Source organism: Paraburkholderia sprentiae WSM5005 (assembly GCF_001865575.2).
GTDB classification, from domain to species: domain Bacteria; phylum Pseudomonadota; class Gammaproteobacteria; order Burkholderiales; family Burkholderiaceae; genus Paraburkholderia; species Paraburkholderia sprentiae.
The window spans coordinates 1,462,955-1,478,552 of the sequence record NZ_CP017562.2 but is presented as its reverse complement, the minus strand read 5'-3'; the positions used below and the strand labels follow the sequence as shown (position 1 = coordinate 1,478,552).

The 15,598-nt window shown below is 61.5% G+C and carries 15 protein-coding genes; 8 read left to right on the top strand and 7 right to left on the bottom strand.

The window, feature by feature from the left end:
* Positions 1–37 precede the first annotated feature (37 nt).
* From BJG93_RS23400 to BJG93_RS23390, 3 genes are all read right to left on the bottom strand, one after another.
* Complete coding sequence (locus tag BJG93_RS23400; protein ID WP_018423182.1) at positions 38–274, bottom strand: FmdB family zinc ribbon protein; 237 nt, start codon at positions 272–274, stop codon at positions 38–40.
* An 18-nt stretch (positions 275–292) separates the two neighbouring features.
* A complete protein-coding gene (locus tag BJG93_RS23395; RefSeq protein ID WP_231337498.1) occupies positions 293–601 on the bottom strand; it encodes an ArsC/Spx/MgsR family protein in 309 nt (102 codons plus the stop codon).
* Between the two features lie 290 nt (positions 602–891).
* Positions 892–1,566: an OmpW/AlkL family protein gene (locus BJG93_RS23390; protein ID WP_231337497.1), complete on the bottom strand. Its 675-nt coding sequence runs from the start codon at positions 1,564–1,566 to the stop codon at positions 892–894.
* Positions 1,567–2,214: 648 nt separating this feature from the next.
* On the opposite strand from BJG93_RS23390, the gene hemN reads away from it, so the two are divergent.
* The 5 genes from hemN (at position 2,215) to cyoD (ending at position 7,948) form a co-directional block, all read left to right on the top strand.
* Positions 2,215–3,618, top strand: a complete 1,404-nt coding sequence (gene hemN, locus BJG93_RS23385; RefSeq protein ID WP_231337595.1) for an oxygen-independent coproporphyrinogen III oxidase — start codon at positions 2,215–2,217, stop codon at positions 3,616–3,618.
* A 478-nt stretch (positions 3,619–4,096) separates the two neighbouring features.
* A complete protein-coding gene (gene cyoA / locus BJG93_RS23380; protein WP_034476944.1) occupies positions 4,097–4,993 on the top strand; it encodes a ubiquinol oxidase subunit II in 897 nt (298 codons plus the stop codon).
* A 3-nt stretch (positions 4,994–4,996) separates the two neighbouring features.
* A complete protein-coding gene (gene cyoB, locus BJG93_RS23375; RefSeq protein WP_231337496.1) occupies positions 4,997–7,003 on the top strand; it encodes a cytochrome o ubiquinol oxidase subunit I in 2,007 nt (668 codons plus the stop codon).
* A 3-nt stretch (positions 7,004–7,006) separates the two neighbouring features.
* On the top strand, positions 7,007–7,615 hold the full coding sequence (gene cyoC / locus BJG93_RS23370; protein ID WP_231337495.1) for a cytochrome o ubiquinol oxidase subunit III: 609 nt from the start codon (positions 7,007–7,009) through the stop codon (positions 7,613–7,615).
* Positions 7,616–7,948: a cytochrome o ubiquinol oxidase subunit IV gene (gene cyoD, locus BJG93_RS23365; protein WP_027193746.1), complete on the top strand. Its 333-nt coding sequence runs from the start codon at positions 7,616–7,618 to the stop codon at positions 7,946–7,948.
* 276 nt (positions 7,949–8,224) lie between these two features.
* Here the strand turns inward: cyoD and BJG93_RS23360 are convergent, their stop codons facing one another.
* The 4 genes from BJG93_RS23360 to BJG93_RS23345 form a co-directional block, all read right to left on the bottom strand.
* Entirely contained in the window at positions 8,225–8,617 is a 393-nt protein-coding gene (locus BJG93_RS23360) for an ankyrin repeat domain-containing protein (RefSeq protein WP_231337494.1), read from the bottom strand.
* 345 nt (positions 8,618–8,962) lie between these two features.
* Positions 8,963–9,538 (bottom strand): ankyrin repeat domain-containing protein, encoded by a 576-nt coding sequence (locus tag BJG93_RS23355; RefSeq protein WP_231337493.1) that lies wholly within the window; start codon positions 9,536–9,538, stop codon positions 8,963–8,965.
* 70 nt (positions 9,539–9,608) lie between these two features.
* Positions 9,609–10,217 (bottom strand): hypothetical protein, encoded by a 609-nt coding sequence (locus BJG93_RS23350; RefSeq protein WP_231337492.1) that lies wholly within the window; start codon positions 10,215–10,217, stop codon positions 9,609–9,611.
* A 36-nt stretch (positions 10,218–10,253) separates the two neighbouring features.
* A complete protein-coding gene (locus BJG93_RS23345; protein WP_231337491.1) occupies positions 10,254–10,673 on the bottom strand; it encodes a group II truncated hemoglobin in 420 nt (139 codons plus the stop codon).
* A gap of 379 nt (positions 10,674–11,052) precedes the next feature.
* On the opposite strand from BJG93_RS23345, the gene nifH reads away from it, so the two are divergent.
* From nifH to nifK, 3 genes are all read left to right on the top strand, one after another.
* Positions 11,053–11,934, top strand: coding sequence for a nitrogenase iron protein (gene nifH / locus BJG93_RS23340; protein ID WP_027196572.1), 882 nt, complete (start codon positions 11,053–11,055; stop codon positions 11,932–11,934).
* Positions 11,935–12,037: 103 nt separating this feature from the next.
* Positions 12,038–13,501: a nitrogenase molybdenum-iron protein alpha chain gene (gene nifD, locus BJG93_RS23335; RefSeq protein ID WP_231337490.1), complete on the top strand. Its 1,464-nt coding sequence runs from the start codon at positions 12,038–12,040 to the stop codon at positions 13,499–13,501.
* 62 nt (positions 13,502–13,563) lie between these two features.
* Positions 13,564–15,123 carry a nitrogenase molybdenum-iron protein subunit beta gene (gene nifK / locus BJG93_RS23330; protein WP_071336659.1) on the top strand — a complete coding sequence of 520 codons (1,560 nt, stop codon included), beginning with the start codon at positions 13,564–13,566 and terminating at the stop codon, positions 15,121–15,123.
* Positions 15,124–15,598 lie beyond the last annotated feature (475 nt).

The following is a 15,598-nucleotide window of genomic DNA, read 5'->3' as shown; positions in this document are numbered from 1 at the left end:
GGCTCATCTACATCGACAGCGCGATTCCCCGTTGGGCTCAGCGCAGCAGCTTGCGGCGCTCGGCCGGCGAATAGTTGCTGAGGTGCCCTTCGCGCGCCGCCTGACGCCGCGCGCAGGAGATGATCGCGCGGCTCTTGCCGGGCGAGGCCGGCGCGCTGACCTGCTTGTCCAGCGCGGTGCCGCCGCATTGCGGGCAGACGGGCGTGTGGCCGGCGCGCACCAGCGTTTCGAATGCGTGGCCGCAGGCCGCGCAGCGGTAGTCGTACAGGGGCATAGTGATCAGATCTCCGTTTCAGGTGGATGGGGCGAAGCGGATCGCCCGTTGGTGCGAGCTGTGGTCCGTCATTGCGGCGCAGCCTTCGTACGGCATGTCCGGGGCCGGTGCTTGCGCGCCGAGCCCTATCAAGGTGTGCACCAAGGCCGCATTGAAGCCGACCATGCGGCGCTCGTCGCATTGCATCAGCGGCCGGCGGATCAGCAGCGGCTCGGCCAGCAACAGCGCCAGCGCGACATTGGCGTCGATCGTTTCCGGCACCACTTCGCTCGACTTGATGCGCGGTGCCGCGCGGTAGAACCTCTCGCTGACCGGCCGCGGCGCCATGAAGGCCCGCAGCGTGCGGCGGTCCAGAGCCAGCTCAGTAGGTTGCGCACGTCGAGTGTGTGGCCGGCTATGCGCAGCAGGGCTTTCTGGCGTGCATTGCCGGAGCAGCCGGGTTTTGGGTGAGGTGGGCCATTGCCGGGGTTTTCAGGTTTGAGGCAGCAGTTGCGGGCAGTCGAGGCTCGCCGCCATGTCGATGGCAGTGAAGTCGTCCTGGTAACGCACAGCCGGATCGGCGACCAGCCTGAGCAGCGTGCGCACTTGACAACGGAATGGGACACTCGCTGCGCTCGCTAGAACTTCATCCCGACGCCTATTCCCAGTACCAGTGGGTCGATGTCCAGTCGGCCCAATGAACTGCCGCCGACCGAGGCGTCCGTGTGCATCCAGATCTTCTTGATATCCGCGTTGAGAAAGACGGTCTTCGTGATCTGCACGTCGACGCCAGCCTGCACCGCCGGACCGAAGCTGCTGCGTGACACCTGGATGCCTTCCGGGCCCGCGCTCAGGCCGTCGTTGTAGAAGTACGTGTAGTTGACCCCCGCGCCGACATACGGTCGGATCATGCCAGCATGGTTGAAGTGATATTGCAGCAGCAGCGTCGGTGGCAGCACGTTCACGCCACCGAGATCGCCGAGGCCAGACGTCACGTGGTGCCGCGAGGTGGCGAGAATCAGCTCGATGCCGATCGCGTCGCGGATCATATAGGTCAGGTCCAACTCCGGCACGAGTGCGTTATTGACACCCACGCCGAGCGACGACAACGTGCCGCTGGTGTGTACTTCGGGCTCGATCGAGATGGCACGCAGACGCACAAGCACGTCACCGGCGTGGATCCCATCCGCCGGCACCTCGCCTGCCATCGTGCTTCCGTTCGCGCTTACGTCGTCCGCGTATGCCCGCACTTCGAACAAACCGGTAGCGCACAGGCTTGCCACGATCATGACGGCCTTAATCATGTGCTTCATCGCTTTCCCCTTTTTGATGTATGCGGGGAATTGTCGACGCGCAAATCAGGGCTGCCCTTGCGCAGGATCAACCGGTCCCGATCCCGAAGTCAAGATGCGACATCGGGTCACGCGTAGGAATGTCGAGATAGCGGGAGCCTTGAGGCCGGACTATTGGCCTTCATGCCTTCAACCGCATTGACTGGTACCCAGGATGTTTCTCGCACTAGGAGACACCGATTTCGCAGCCATTGCCGGACTGGCTGCAGCCGCCGAACGGCACAGCCATGCGCGATGCTTCGCAGTTGAGATCAATCCGGCGGGTGCGAACATCAACACGAGCTCGCAGGGGCGTGCCGTCCCGTTGCCCGGTCGCAGGCACGTAATTTCAGGCGGCCGCCTTCGCGAGATTGCGCGCCTGAGCGTACCGCTATTCCAGAACGAACGTCCGTGTATATCACGAACACGTCCCGCGCCTCGCCTCTCACCTACACAGGACTGTCGCGCTCACGACACCTCGTATTGATACAGATCAGCGCTTTCCAGGCTCCATGCAGGACAATCGGGGCAGCCGTGTTCGCCGCGCTGTCCGCGCAGAAGGTTCTGGAGATGTGGATGAAGAAACGAATACACCGCGAAGCAGACTATCAGCCGAAGCAGCGCGCGCGGATGCGGGAAGCGGCATCCCGAGCGCCTGACAGTCCGGAGATTCCCGCGGAGGTGGTTCGCCACTTCGACCGTTCGGGGCCTCGCTACACCTCATATCCCACCGCAGATCGATTTCACCCCGGGTTCGAGGAGCGGGCATACGAACGTCAGCTTGCCGCTCGTGCTACTGCCGAGAATAATCCGCCGCTCTCGCTATATGTTCATCTGCCGTTTTGCAGATCACTCTGCTACTTCTGCGCATGCAACAAGGTCATTACGCACGACCATGGCTGCAGCGCTCGATATCTGAGCTACCTCGTTCGTGAGATGGACCTGGTCGCGGCACATCTCGGACCTGACCGGCGAACCGTGCAGCTGCATCTGGGAGGTGGAACGCCAACCTTCTTCCCTGTTGCCGAGCTCGAAGAGCTTGTCCAGCAACTGCAGAACCGCTTCGCGTTCTCGATCGACGCAGAACTTGCCATCGAAATTGATCCGCGAACCGTCAGCACCAAAACCCTTTCACCACTCGCGCGCCTCGGCTTCAACCGAGCGAGCTTCGGCGTACAGGACTTTGCTACCGACGTTCAGCAGGCTGTCAATCGCATCCAGCCACTCGATGTGGTGGAACGCGCACTCAGCGGCGCACGCGATGCGGGATTTCCCTCAATTAACGTCGACCTGATCTACGGTTTGCCGCAGCAGACTGTCGCCAGCTTTGCCCACACACTGGACGAGGTGATCCGGCTGGCGCCCGATCGCGTCGCGCTCTACAACTACGCGCACCTGCCAGACCGCTTCAAGGCCCAGCGATTAATTGACGCAGCCCGATTGCCATCGACCGAGGAGCGCCTGCGCATATTTATGCTCTCGGCCCAGCGCTTCCTCGATGCCGGATACATCTATATCGGTCTCGACCATTTCGCCAGACCCGACGACGAGCTGAGCATTGCGTTGCGCAACGGTAGCCTCCACCGCAATTTCCAAGGCTACACGACGTACGCGGAGTGCGATCTGGTCGGCTTCGGTGTGTCGGCCATCGGCAAGATCGGCAGCGCTTACAGTCAGTCGACGAGCTCGTTGCAAAGCTACTACCGATCACTCGACGAAGGCCGGCTGCCGGTCGAACGCGGAATTGCCCTATCGCCTGAGGATGCGTTGCGTCGGGAGGTGATCATGACGCTCATGTGCAGCGTGCCGCTGAATTTCGCTGCGATCTCGCTAGCGCATCAGATCGACTTCGTCCGCTATTTCTCAAGTGAGCTTACCGCCCTGAAACCATACCGGGAGGCGGGACTGGTGAGCATCGATGGAAACGGCATCTCGATTCCCCCAAAAGGCCGGTTCTTCGTGCGCGCAGTGGCCATGGTGTTCGACGGTTATCTGGAGCGCCCCTCGAGCGCGTCCTGGTCAAAACTGATCTAGCGGCACGACCGTCGGTGGCTGACGCAAACAACGCGACGAGAAGTGTTCGTCGAACTCCGAAATAGCAACGCCAAGGTGCGTATTCGCTGATCCGGATCAGATTGTCCCGCGCATCGAGGATGCTGCGAGCGTTGCATTACCCGCAAACCGCACCGTCAGCAAGGTGTTCCCCTGTTCAAAGGGGCGCCGCAGAGTCTGTCCTTCGTTCCGCGCCACGTGCCCCGTTACGACCCTCGATTGCCAGATCGAGGCCATCCCTCGGAGCCTGGCTCTGCTTCAGTTCAGCCATGAAGACATGGGAGATCGCCTGATTTGGCCCGCGCACTGCGTCAGTGCACCGCAGCCCGCCGCTTTGTTCATCCTTGATCGACATCAATCACAAAGCTGGCCGGTTGTCGGACCATGACGCTGCGAGTGTGATGCCGCATGCGTCAAGCCAGCTTCAGGTCAAAAGTGTCACAACCCGGACTTAACCACTATGACAGACAGAAAAGCCTTAAGGAAACGGTCGATAGCCATCGTCACGACATTGAGCGCATGTCTATCGGGATGTGATCTGACTGTGCTCGATCCAAAAGGCAGCGTCGGCGCGGCCGAGAAGTCGCTGATCGCCACTGCCACGTGGGCGATGCTGATCGTCGTGATCCCGGTGATCCTGCTGACGCTGTTCTTCGCGTGGCGCTACCGTGCGTCGAACCGTCACGCGGTCTATGCACCCAAATGGGCGCACTCGACGGCGATCGAGATCGTCGTCTGGACGATCCCCGCCCTGATCATCCTGTACCTCGGTATCCTGACGTGGCGCACCACGCATGAGCTCGACCCGTACCAGCCGCTGCAGTCGAGCGTGAAGCCGATCGACGTCGAGGTGGTCGCGCTCGACTGGAAGTGGCTCTTCATCTACCCGGACCTCGGCATTGCGTCGGTGAACCAGCTCGCCGTGCCAGTCGATACGCCGGTGAATTTCCGGATCACGTCGGACTCGGTGATGAACTCATTCTTCATCCCGCAACTCGGCACCCAGGTGTATGCAATGGTCGGCATGCAGACCCGTCTGCACCTGATCGCGGATGCACCGGGAAATTTCGAAGGCATGTCCGCCAACTTCAGCGGCAAGGGATTCGCCGACATGAAGTTCCGCACGCTCGCGACGAGCGCCACCGACTTCGGCGCATGGGTGCGGAAGGTCAAGGCTTCCCCGGACCGTCTGAGCATGGACGAATACGCCGAAGTCGCGAAGCCGAGCGAGAAGCAGTCGGTACGCTACTTCTCATCGATCGACCAGCACCTGTTCCGCAACATCGTTGCCCGATACAACAACGGCAACGTCACGGCCTTCCGCGACGCCGCCTGTCGCACGCAGACCACGGAGTAAGCCATGTTTGGAAAACTCACGCCCGGCGCGATTCCGTTCGATCAGCCGATCATCATGGGCGCGGCCGCGCTCATGGCGCTCATCGTGCTAGCGGTCATCGTCACGCTCACGAAGCTCGGCCGCTGGAAGTGGCTCTGGACCGAGTGGCTGACAAGCGTCGATCACAAGAAGGTCGGCATCATGTACATCATCGTCGCGGTACTGATGCTCACGCGCGGTTTTGTCGACGCCGTAATGATGCGGCTTCAGCTCGCGATCGCGTTTCACGGCCCCGGTTACCTGCCGCCGCACCACTACGACCAGATATTCACCGCGCACGGTGTCATCATGATTTTCTTCATGGCTATGGCGCTGATGGTCGGCCTCTTCAATCTTGTCGTGCCGCTGCAGATCGGCGCGCGCGACGTCGCCTTCCCGTTCCTGAATTCGCTGAGCTTCTGGATGACGGCGATCAGCGCGATCCTGATCAATCTATCGCTCGTGATCGGCGAGTTCGCGCAGGTCGGCTGGCTGGCGTATCCACCGCTCTCGGAGCTGCAGTTCAGTCCCGGCGTCGGGGTCGACTACTACATCTGGAGTCTGCAGCTCTCCGGCGTCGGTACGCTGATTACCGCGATCAACTTCTTCGTGACGATCGTCAAGCTGCGCGCGCCCGGCATGACGCTGATGAAGATGCCGGTGTTCACGTGGACCGCGCTGTGCTCGAACGTGCTGATCATGGCAACGTTCCCGATCCTGACCGTGACGCTCGCACTGCTCGGCCTCGACCGCTACGCAGGCATGCACTTTTTCACAAATGAGCTCGGCGGTAACGCGATGCTGTACCTGAACCTGATCTGGGCGTGGGGCCACCCGGAGGTGTACATCCTCGTGCTGCCCGCGTTCGGCATCTATTCGGAAGTGATCGCGACCTTCGCGAAGAAACCGCTGTTTGGCTACAGAACGATGGTCTACGCGTCGTGCGCAATCACTGTGCTCGCATTCCTCGTGTGGGCGCACCACTTCTTCACGATGGGTTCCGGCGCGAACGTTAACGCGTTCTTCGGCATTATGACGATGGTCATCGCGATCCCCACCGGCGTGAAAATCTTCAACTGGCTGTTCACGATGTACCGCGGTCGCATCGAGTTCTCCGCACCCGTGCTGTGGACAATCGGCTTCATGGTCACGTTCACGATCGGCGGCATGACGGGCGTGATGATGGCGATTCCGGGCGTGGACTTCGTGCTGCACAACAGCCTGTTCCTGATCGCGCACTTTCACAACGCGATCATAGGCGGCGTCGTGTTCGGCTATCTCGCAGGCTTCCATTACTGGTTCCCGAAGGCGTTCGGCTTCAGGCTTAACGAGAAGCTCGGCAAGCGGGCGTTCTGGTGCTGGTTCGTCGGCTTCTACGTGTCGTTCGTGCCGCTCTACGTGCTCGGCTTCATGGGCATGACCCGGCGCCTGAATCACTACGACAACCCGACCTGGCATCCCTGGCTGTTCGTCGCCGCATGCGGCGTGGTGCTGATCGCACTCGGTGTCGTGCACCAGATCGCCCAGGTCGTCGTGAGCGTGATCCATCGCAACGAGCCGGAATACGGCGACCTGACGGGCGACCCGTGGAACGGCCGCACGCTCGAATGGGCCACCGCGTCGCCGCCCGCTGTCTACAACTTCGCGCGCATACCGGTCGTCCACCAGCTCGACGCGTTCGCGCACATGAAGGAAAGCGGCGCAGCAAATGCCGCACTGGCGCATTACGAGGACATCCACCTACCGTCGAACACCGCGGACGGGTTCCTGATCGGCGCATTCAGCCTCGTGCTCGGCTTCGCTGGCGTCTGGCACATCACGTGGATCGCCGTGCTGGCCTTCGTCGCGATCGTCGCCGCGCTGATCGCGCGTAGCTTCCGCGACGACCATGGCTACGTGATTCCGGCCTCGCACGTGCGCGAAATCGAAGCACGACGCGGCAGCGCACCCACCCCGGCCGACCTTGAATTACCCGAATCCGCGGAGACCTGATCCATGACGCAATCTGCATTACTCGTCCATCACGGCAGGTCGAGCGCTGACCACGGCCCAACGCCCACCGTGTTCGGCTTCTGGCTGTACCTGATGACCGACTGCATGCTGTTCGCGTCGCTGTTCGCCGTGTTCGCCGTAATGGCGCACCAGTTCGCGGGTGGCGCGTCCGGACGGGACCTGTTCGACATCCCGGGTGTCGCACTTGAAACCGGCGCGCTGCTGCTGAGCAGCACCACCTACGGCTTCGCGATGCTCGGCGCGCAGCGCCAGGGGCGTGGTGCCGTGATCGGCTGGCTCCTCGTGACGTTCGTGCTTGGCGCGCTGTTCCTCGCGTTAGAGCTGCGCGAGTTCTCGCACCTGGTCGCCAACGGTGCTGGGCCCAGTCGCAGCGCCTTCCTGTCGTCGTTTTTCACGCTGGTTGGCACCCACGGCCTGCACGTGACAGCCGGCCTCGTCTGGATGGCCGTGCTCGTCGTGCATGTCGTCCGCTCGCCTGAACTGTCCGGTCGCGACCTCACGAGTCTGACATGCCTGAGCCTCTTCTGGCACTTCCTCGACATCGTGTGGATCTGCGTGTTTTCGTTTGTCTATCTCGGGAGCATGCTCTAAATGGTCCATTCACACTCGACGTCCACGACCGCCTCGCGTAGTGACGTCGCCGGTTATATCACCGGTTTCGTGCTTGCCGTGGCGCTGACTGCTGGCTCATTCTCGATCGTCACGCAACGGTTGCTGCCGTCCGGCTCGGCGATTATGGCGCTCGCGTTGCTGGCGTTCGTGCAGATCGTCGTGCATCTGATGACGTTCCTGCATCTCGACCTGTCGCGCGGCCAGCGCTGGAACGCGCTGGCGTTATGCTACACCGCGCTCGCCGCGCTGTTCCTGATCTTCGGCACGATCTGGGTAATGCACAATGTCAGCATGAACATGATGTCGCGTTGACTCGCCACCAGCGCGAAACTGTCTGGTCACGTCATCGCGGACCCGGCATGCAGCCGTCGACCGCGTGCGTAGTGTTGTGCTGCACCGTTCTACCGGTCTTTCTTCATGAACAGTCCGAATCACCCTGTTCCCGCCAATGAGCCATTGCCCCATCGCAAGGTCATCCATACGATCAATCACGTGCTGATCTGGTCAAGCTGGCGGGGCACGCATCAGTGGCGCGCGCAACAGTCGTACTACCGAAGGCGCGGCTGCACACCGGCCGACACAAAATCACTACGGTTGCAGTACTAAGCCGGCCTTGCCTGCCGAGGCCGCGTATATTAGCCAGGTGGCGCCGGCCGAGTTTGCATGATCGATCGGCAAACCGGTCGCGGCGAAATGAGTGACGAGCGACAGATTGCCGTTCACACAGGCGAACCGCAGCGCGTTGTTGCCGTCGTCGTTGACGGCGTAGAGCGCAACGCCAGACGCGAGCAGTTGCTCGACGATCGCTGACGCGCCGCGCCGTGCAGCGGTCATCAGCGGTGTGTTGCCGTTTGCGCCGCGCGCCTGCGTACCGATGAAGCCTTCAGGCGTGAGCCACGCGGCGAGTTCGGGCGCCAGCTCCTTGCACGACGGGTTGGACACATCGACGCCGGCCACCGATGCGCGATGGCCGCCGACCAAGTCGCATACATCGGTAACTCCGAAGTCCGCAGAACATCTGCGCCTACACCTGGCTGGCGTTGCCCTTGTAGCAATGGATCAGCACGGGCCGCTGCTGGTCGGTGCGCAGCAGCGGTGCGTCCTGGTTCCCAGGCTAGAGGCGCACGGCACCGGGCCAGCTATCGTGTGCCTAACTGGCGGCGTCGCGCGCGTCGAGCAGCAGCGCGTTTGGGCGTCGCGCCAGCCACGTTCGGACCTGGTCGAACGTGAGGCGACGAAACACGCGTTGGCCATTCATCTTGCGATCTCCTGTCGACGATGCCGGCCGTACCGGGTTCGCTGCCGATGGGCTCGTCGACTGATGGCTCACATCTCAGAGGAGGACCGGTGCTGTGGTGATACGTTGCGTGCCCGCTCCTTCCATATGTCGGGCCGTGCGCGCAGTTGCAGCCAGAGGTCGGCTGCCATGTCGAGCGCGCTGCGGCCATCCGGTGCACACAGTTCTGCGTTCGCCCCATGCGCAAGCAGCATCTGCAGGATGTCGAGGCGGCCGCTCGCGGCTGCCTGCATCAGACATGTGATGTCGTCGTCGTTCACATGGTCGATCGGCGCGCCGGCGTCGATCAGCCGCAGGATGGTCGCGGGGCCACCGTGCAGGCACGCGAACCAGAGCGCATGGTTGCCGTCGTCATCGAGCGCGTCGGCGCGTGCGCCGAGTGCGAGCAACGCTTCGACTACCGCGTCCTCGCCATGCTGCGCGGCGCGCATCAACGGGGTTTCGCCGTTCACGCAGCGCGAATGCGGATCAGGGAAGCCGTGGTACGCCAGCCAAGTGGAAAGTGCGGCGGGCACGATCGTTTCGAGTTGTGCATCGGCGTTCCGGACAACGCGCGAGGCCAGGCGTTCGCGGACGACGAAAGCAGTGTCGGTGGGCATAGTCATGGTCGCCTTCGGGTGCAAGGGAACATCGGTTGGCGCAGCCGCGCGGGCGGCAGCCGTCGGGACCCGCGCCTCAGACGGGCCGGTTCTCGTTGGGGTTGCGCACCGGCCCCATCAATTCAAGTCCTTCGCTGTAGGTGATTGTGTCGAAGGTCTCGTCGAACTTGATGGCCGCGTCCGCTACCGCATCCAGCTTGCCGCCTGAGTCCTTTTTCTTCAGTTCGTTCTTTTCGAGGTACAGCAGTTCGAGCATCTCGTTGTAGACGGTGGACTCGAGAATCGGCAGCGCATAGAACATCGCGCCCTTGTACGGCACCTGATATCGCTCGCTCAGGTCGATGTTGTTGCAAAACAGAAAGTACTTGCCACCCGCCGAGAGAGTATCGCTGAGGACCTCGGCCACGTCCTTCAGATGCTCGAAGCTCAACAGATACCCGGCGAAGAACGCCAAGTACTTATGGCCGATCGTCGCGCATGCCATCACCTGATTGCAGGTCAGCTCCGGCGGCCGCGCTTCGTCGGCGAGCTTTGGGGCAAACCGCAGCGCAAGTTCGCCGCGGAAGCCGACCCGGCCGAACTTGTTCGTCAGCCCCTTGAGAACCGGGTTGAGCAGACGGCCTTCATGTTCGAGACGGGCGAACGCGGTGTCGTCGATCTCCTTGTGGGCGAGCGTTTCGGTCATCACAGATCCTTGGGTTAAACAGCGTTGAAGAGGGATTCACGTCTGCGTATTGCGCATCCGGTCGGCGATTTTGAAAAAGGCCTGCATCAGTTCGTCGCGCAGCGCCGGATCGACACCCGTCTCGTCGAACGCGGCGCGCATGCAAGCTAGCCACGCATCCCGTTCGGCGGTGCCGATCGCGAATGTGGCATGACGCCTGCGCAGCCGTGGTTGGCCGCGCTGTGCCGAGTACTGCTTGTCGGCGCCGAGCCATTCGCACAGATACAGCACCAGCACGGCCTTCGTCGAAGACAGATCCGGGTGATGCATCGCCCGAATGCGCTGCGCGTCGGCCCGCGTATCCATGTGCCGGTAGAACGCATCGACCAGGCGGATGACGGCGGTCTCGCCGCCTAGACGGTCGAAGTGCGTCTCGCGCGGCACGGGTCGCGAAGGTTGGGTGACTGGTGTGTCCATGGCGCGATCGACGCAATAACCGAACCAGGCCGCAACCCGGCGATTGTCCGGCTGCACGCAGGCCAATGCGACAGAAATCGCACGACAAACGCGCCCGAATGGTTTCATTGGCGACGAAGTTCGCGTGGTTTGTCGCGAAATCGACAAGACAGAAGAGGAGTCCGCAAAAGTCCCGAACCAACCGCCGCAGCGCGGCGGGTCGGACGCGTCGCAGTACCGCCGGTGACGTGGCACAGAAGCTGCGTTTGGAGTCCATCGCGGACACAGGTCCGGCCGATGCGTGACTCGATATAAGAAGACCCATACAGGCACGACAGGCTGACATGGTCGCGGTTACGCAGCCCTGGTTTCAACCCTTCTTCCTGAATGGAGAAATGCAATGTCTAAACTTCGGCAAATCGCTTTCTACGGTAAAGGCGGTATCGGCAAGTCGACCACCTCGCAGAACACCCTGGCAGCCCTGACTGAACTCGGGCAGAAGATCCTGATCGTCGGCTGCGATCCCAAGGCGGACTCTACCCGCCTGATCCTGCATGCTAAGGCACAGGACACCATCCTGTCGCTAGCGGCCGAAGCCGGCGCTGTGGAGGACCTCGAACTCGAGGACGTGATGAAGATCGGTTACCGCAACATCCGTTGCGTGGAGTCCGGCGGTCCGGAACCGGGCGTCGGCTGCGCGGGCCGTGGCGTCATCACGTCGATCAACTTCCTCGAAGAAAACGGCGCCTATGACGGCGTGGACTACGTGTCGTACGACGTGCTCGGCGACGTGGTGTGCGGCGGTTTCGCAATGCCGATTCGTGAGAACAAGGCGCAGGAAATCTACATTGTGATGTCCGGTGAAATGATGGCCATGTATGCGGCCAACAACATTTCAAAGGGCATTCTGAAGTACGCGAACAGCGGCGGTGTGCGGATCGGCGGGCTCGTGTGCAACGAGCGTCAGACCGACAAGGAACTCGAACTCGCCGAAGCGCTGGCGAAGATGCTCGGTTCGAAGCTGATCCACTTCGTGCCGCGCGATAACATCGTGCAGCACGCCGAGCTGCGCCGCATGACGGTGATCGAGTTCGCGCCCGAATCCAAACAGGCGGAAGAGTATCGCCAGCTCGCCACCAAGGTGCACAACAACGCGGGCAACGGCACGATCCCGACGCCGATCACGATGGATCAACTGGAAGACCTGTTAATGGAGCACGGAATCATGACGTCCATCGACGAATCGCAAGTCGGCAAGCCTGCAGCGGAGCTGACCGCCTAAGCGAGCGCCGCTGCGCGCGGCCCGGTGTTCTTCTTCACGCGATGAACCGGGCCATGCCGGCTACCCGCTGCCAGGCTTGATACTCACCCTATGGAGCATTCCCATGAGCGTCACTGTTGAAGAGCGCAAGGCCGCGAACAAGGCCCTGATCGAAGAAGTGCTGAAGGCCTATCCGGAGAAGATGGCCAAACGGCGTGCCAAGCATTTGGGCACCTTCGATGACGGCAAGCCCGACTGTGGCGTGAAATCAAACATCAAGTCATTGCCGGGCGTGATGACGATTCGCGGTTGCGCGTACGCCGGCTCGAAGGGCGTGGTCTGGGGGCCCATCAAGGACATGATCCACATCAGTCATGGTCCTGTCGGTTGCGGCCAGTACTCGTGGGGCGCGCGTCGCAACTACTACATCGGCACTACCGGTATCGACACCTTCGTGACGATGCAGTTCACGTCGGACTTTCAGGAAAAGGACATCGTCTTCGGCGGCGACAAGAAGCTCGACAAGATCATCGACGAGATTCAGGAACTGTTTCCGCTGAACAAGGGCATCTCGATCCAGAGTGAATGCCCGATCGGCCTGATCGGCGACGACATCGAGGCCGTCTCGAAGAAGAAGAGTGTCCAGTATGAAGGGCACACCATTTTGCCGGTGCGCTGCGAAGGTTTTCGCGGCGTCAGCCAGTCGCTGGGCCACCATCTCGCTAACGATGCGATTCGAGACTGGATATTCGACAAGGCCGATCCGGACAAGAGGCCTGAATTTGTTTCGACGCCTTACGATGTTGCGATCATCGGCGATTACAACATCGGCGGCGATGCCTGGTCGAGCCGGATTCTGCTCGAAGAGATCGGCCTGCGCGTGATCGCGCAATGGTCGGGCGACGGCTCGATCGCCGAGCTCGAGAACACGCCTAAGGCCAAGCTCAATTTGCTGCATTGCTACCGCTCGATGAACTATATCAGCCGGCACATGGAAGAGAAGTACCGCATTCCGTGGGTGGAATACAACTTCTTCGGCCCGTCGATGATCGAGAAGAGCCTGCGCGAGATCGCCAGCCACTTCGACGACACCATCAAAGCCAACGCGGAGAGGGTGATCGCCAAGTATCGTCCGCTGGTCGATGCGGTGAACACGAAGTTCAGAGCGCGCCTGCAGGACAAGACCGTGATGCTGTTCGTTGGCGGCATGCGTCCGTGCCACGTGATCAGCGCCTACGAAGACCTCGGCATGAACGTGGTCTGCACCGGCTACCAATTCGGCCACAACGACGATTATCAGCGCACCACGCACTACGTGAACGACGGCACACTGATTTACGACGACGTGACCGGCTACGACTTCGAGACGTTCGTCGAACAGATCCAGCCCGATCTGGTCGGCTCCGGCATCAAGGAAAAGTACCTATTCCAGAAGATGGGCGTGCCGTTTCGCCAGATGCACAGCTGGGACTATTCCGGCCCGTATCACGGTTGCGACGGCTACGCCATTTTCGCGCGCGACATGGACATGGCTATTTCCAGCCCGGTATGGGGGCTCGCCAAGGCGCCCTGGAAGGCAACCCCCTAAGCGCCGGCCACCGCACTGATCGCCGGCCGGAAGGCCTTTGAATTGAATATCAGGAGCATCCCGTGCCCCAATCCGCAGACCAGATTCTCGATCAGGAACTCCTGTTCCGTGAGCCCGAATACCAGAAAATTTTCCGGGCGAAAAAGGAAAATTTCGAGTTCAACCATTCAGACGAGCAGGTCAAGCAGATCGTCGAGTGGACCAAGAGCGAAGACTACCGGCAAAAGAACTTTGCACGCGACTCGCTCACCATCAACCCAGCCAAGGCCTGCCAGCCGCTCGGCGCAGTGTACGTGGCCAACGGTTTTCACAAGGCGCTCAGTTTTGTGCATGGCTCGCAGGGCTGTGTAGCGTTTTACCGCTCGCACTTCTCGCGTCACTTCAAGGAGCCGACCTCGTGCGTCAGCTCGTCGATGACCGAGGACGCGGCGGTGTTCGGCGGCATGAACAACATGATCGACGGCCTCGCAAATGCGTACAACCTGTACAAGCCCGACATGATCGCGGTCTCCACGACCTGCATGGCGGAAGTGATCGGCGACGACCTCGACGCGCTCATCAAGAACAGCAAGCAGAAGGGCAGCGTGCCGGAAGACTATGACGTGCCGTTCGCGCACACGCCGGCCTTCGTCGGCAGCCACGTGACCGGCTACGACAACGCGCTCCTCGGCATCCTCAAGCACTTCTGGGACGGCAAGGCCGGCACAGCGATGCCGCTTGAGCGCGTGCCCGACGACAGCGTCAACTTCATCGGCGGCTTCGACGGCTACGTGGTCGGCAACATGAAGGAAATTCGCCGCATCTTCGATCTGTTCGGCGTGACGGTGAACATCATCTGCGACCCATCCGAAACGTGGAATACGCCGACCGACGGCAAGTTCCGGATGTACGAAGGTGGCACGACCAAGGAGGAAGTCGAGCGCGCGTTGAACGCGAAGGCAACCTTCGTGTTCCAGGAATATTGCTGCGAGAAGACCAGCAAGTTCATTGGCGAGCATGGCCAGGAAGTGGTGGTGCTGAACTCGCCGGTTGGCGTCGCGGGCACCGATCAGTTCCTGATGGAAATCTCGCGCGTGACCGGCAAGTCGATTCCGGCGCAACTGGAGAAGGAGCGAGGCCAGCTCGTCGATGCGATGGCCGACAGTCAGGCCCACCTGCACGGCAAGCGCTTTGCACTCTACGGCGACCCGGACCAGATGCTAGGCTACACGCAGTTCTTGCTGGAACTCGGCGCCGAGCCGGCTCACGTGCTGGCGACCAACGGCAACGAAACCTGGGCTGCGAAGGTGCAGGCGCTGTTCGACGCGTCGCCCTACGGCGCCGGCTGCAAGGTGTATCCGAAACGCGATCTGTGGCACATGCGCTCACTGCTGTTTACCGAGCCGGTGGATTTCCTGATCGGCAACACCTACGGCAAATATCTCGAGCGCGATACCAAAACGCCGCTGATACGGATGGTGTTCCCGATCTTCGATCGCCACCATTACCATCGCTTCCCGACCTGGGGCTATGAAGGTGGGTTGCGGGTGCTGGTCACGCTGCTGGACGAGTTCTTCGAAGCGCTCGACGCCAACACGATCGACGTGGCGAAGACCGACTACAGCTACGACATCATTCGCTGACGAGGAGAGCGCGGCTATGGCAGACACAGCGGATGCATCGGGCGCGGCAGACGCAGCTCTGGTCAAGATGACGCAGGACGGCCATAACGTCGAGGTCATCAACGGCTAGGTTTGCCTGGCCGGTGTGGGCGAGGGCCGACCACCGCGTCCCGCTGCCCGAACACCGGAACCCGCAGATGATCGCCCACGTGCTGCCCGGGGGCCCGCGCATGTGGCCGGCCGGTTGCCATTGACGCACGAGGAGATTGCGATTGCACAGGGTGCGATGTCGGCGGCTCGACGGCAGTTCGACGCGAGCCCGGCGGGCATCGCGCCGCGGTTACCTCGTGCGGTGTGGGCGAAGATTGCGGCGGAGGGTGTCGAGTAGCGGGGCACCGCTGAAAACGAAATTGCTGCGCTGTATGTAGCTAGCTGTAGCGACTCGTTGTTGCGCGTTCGCATCGGTACTTGGCGCCGCCATCTAATATCAAAGAGT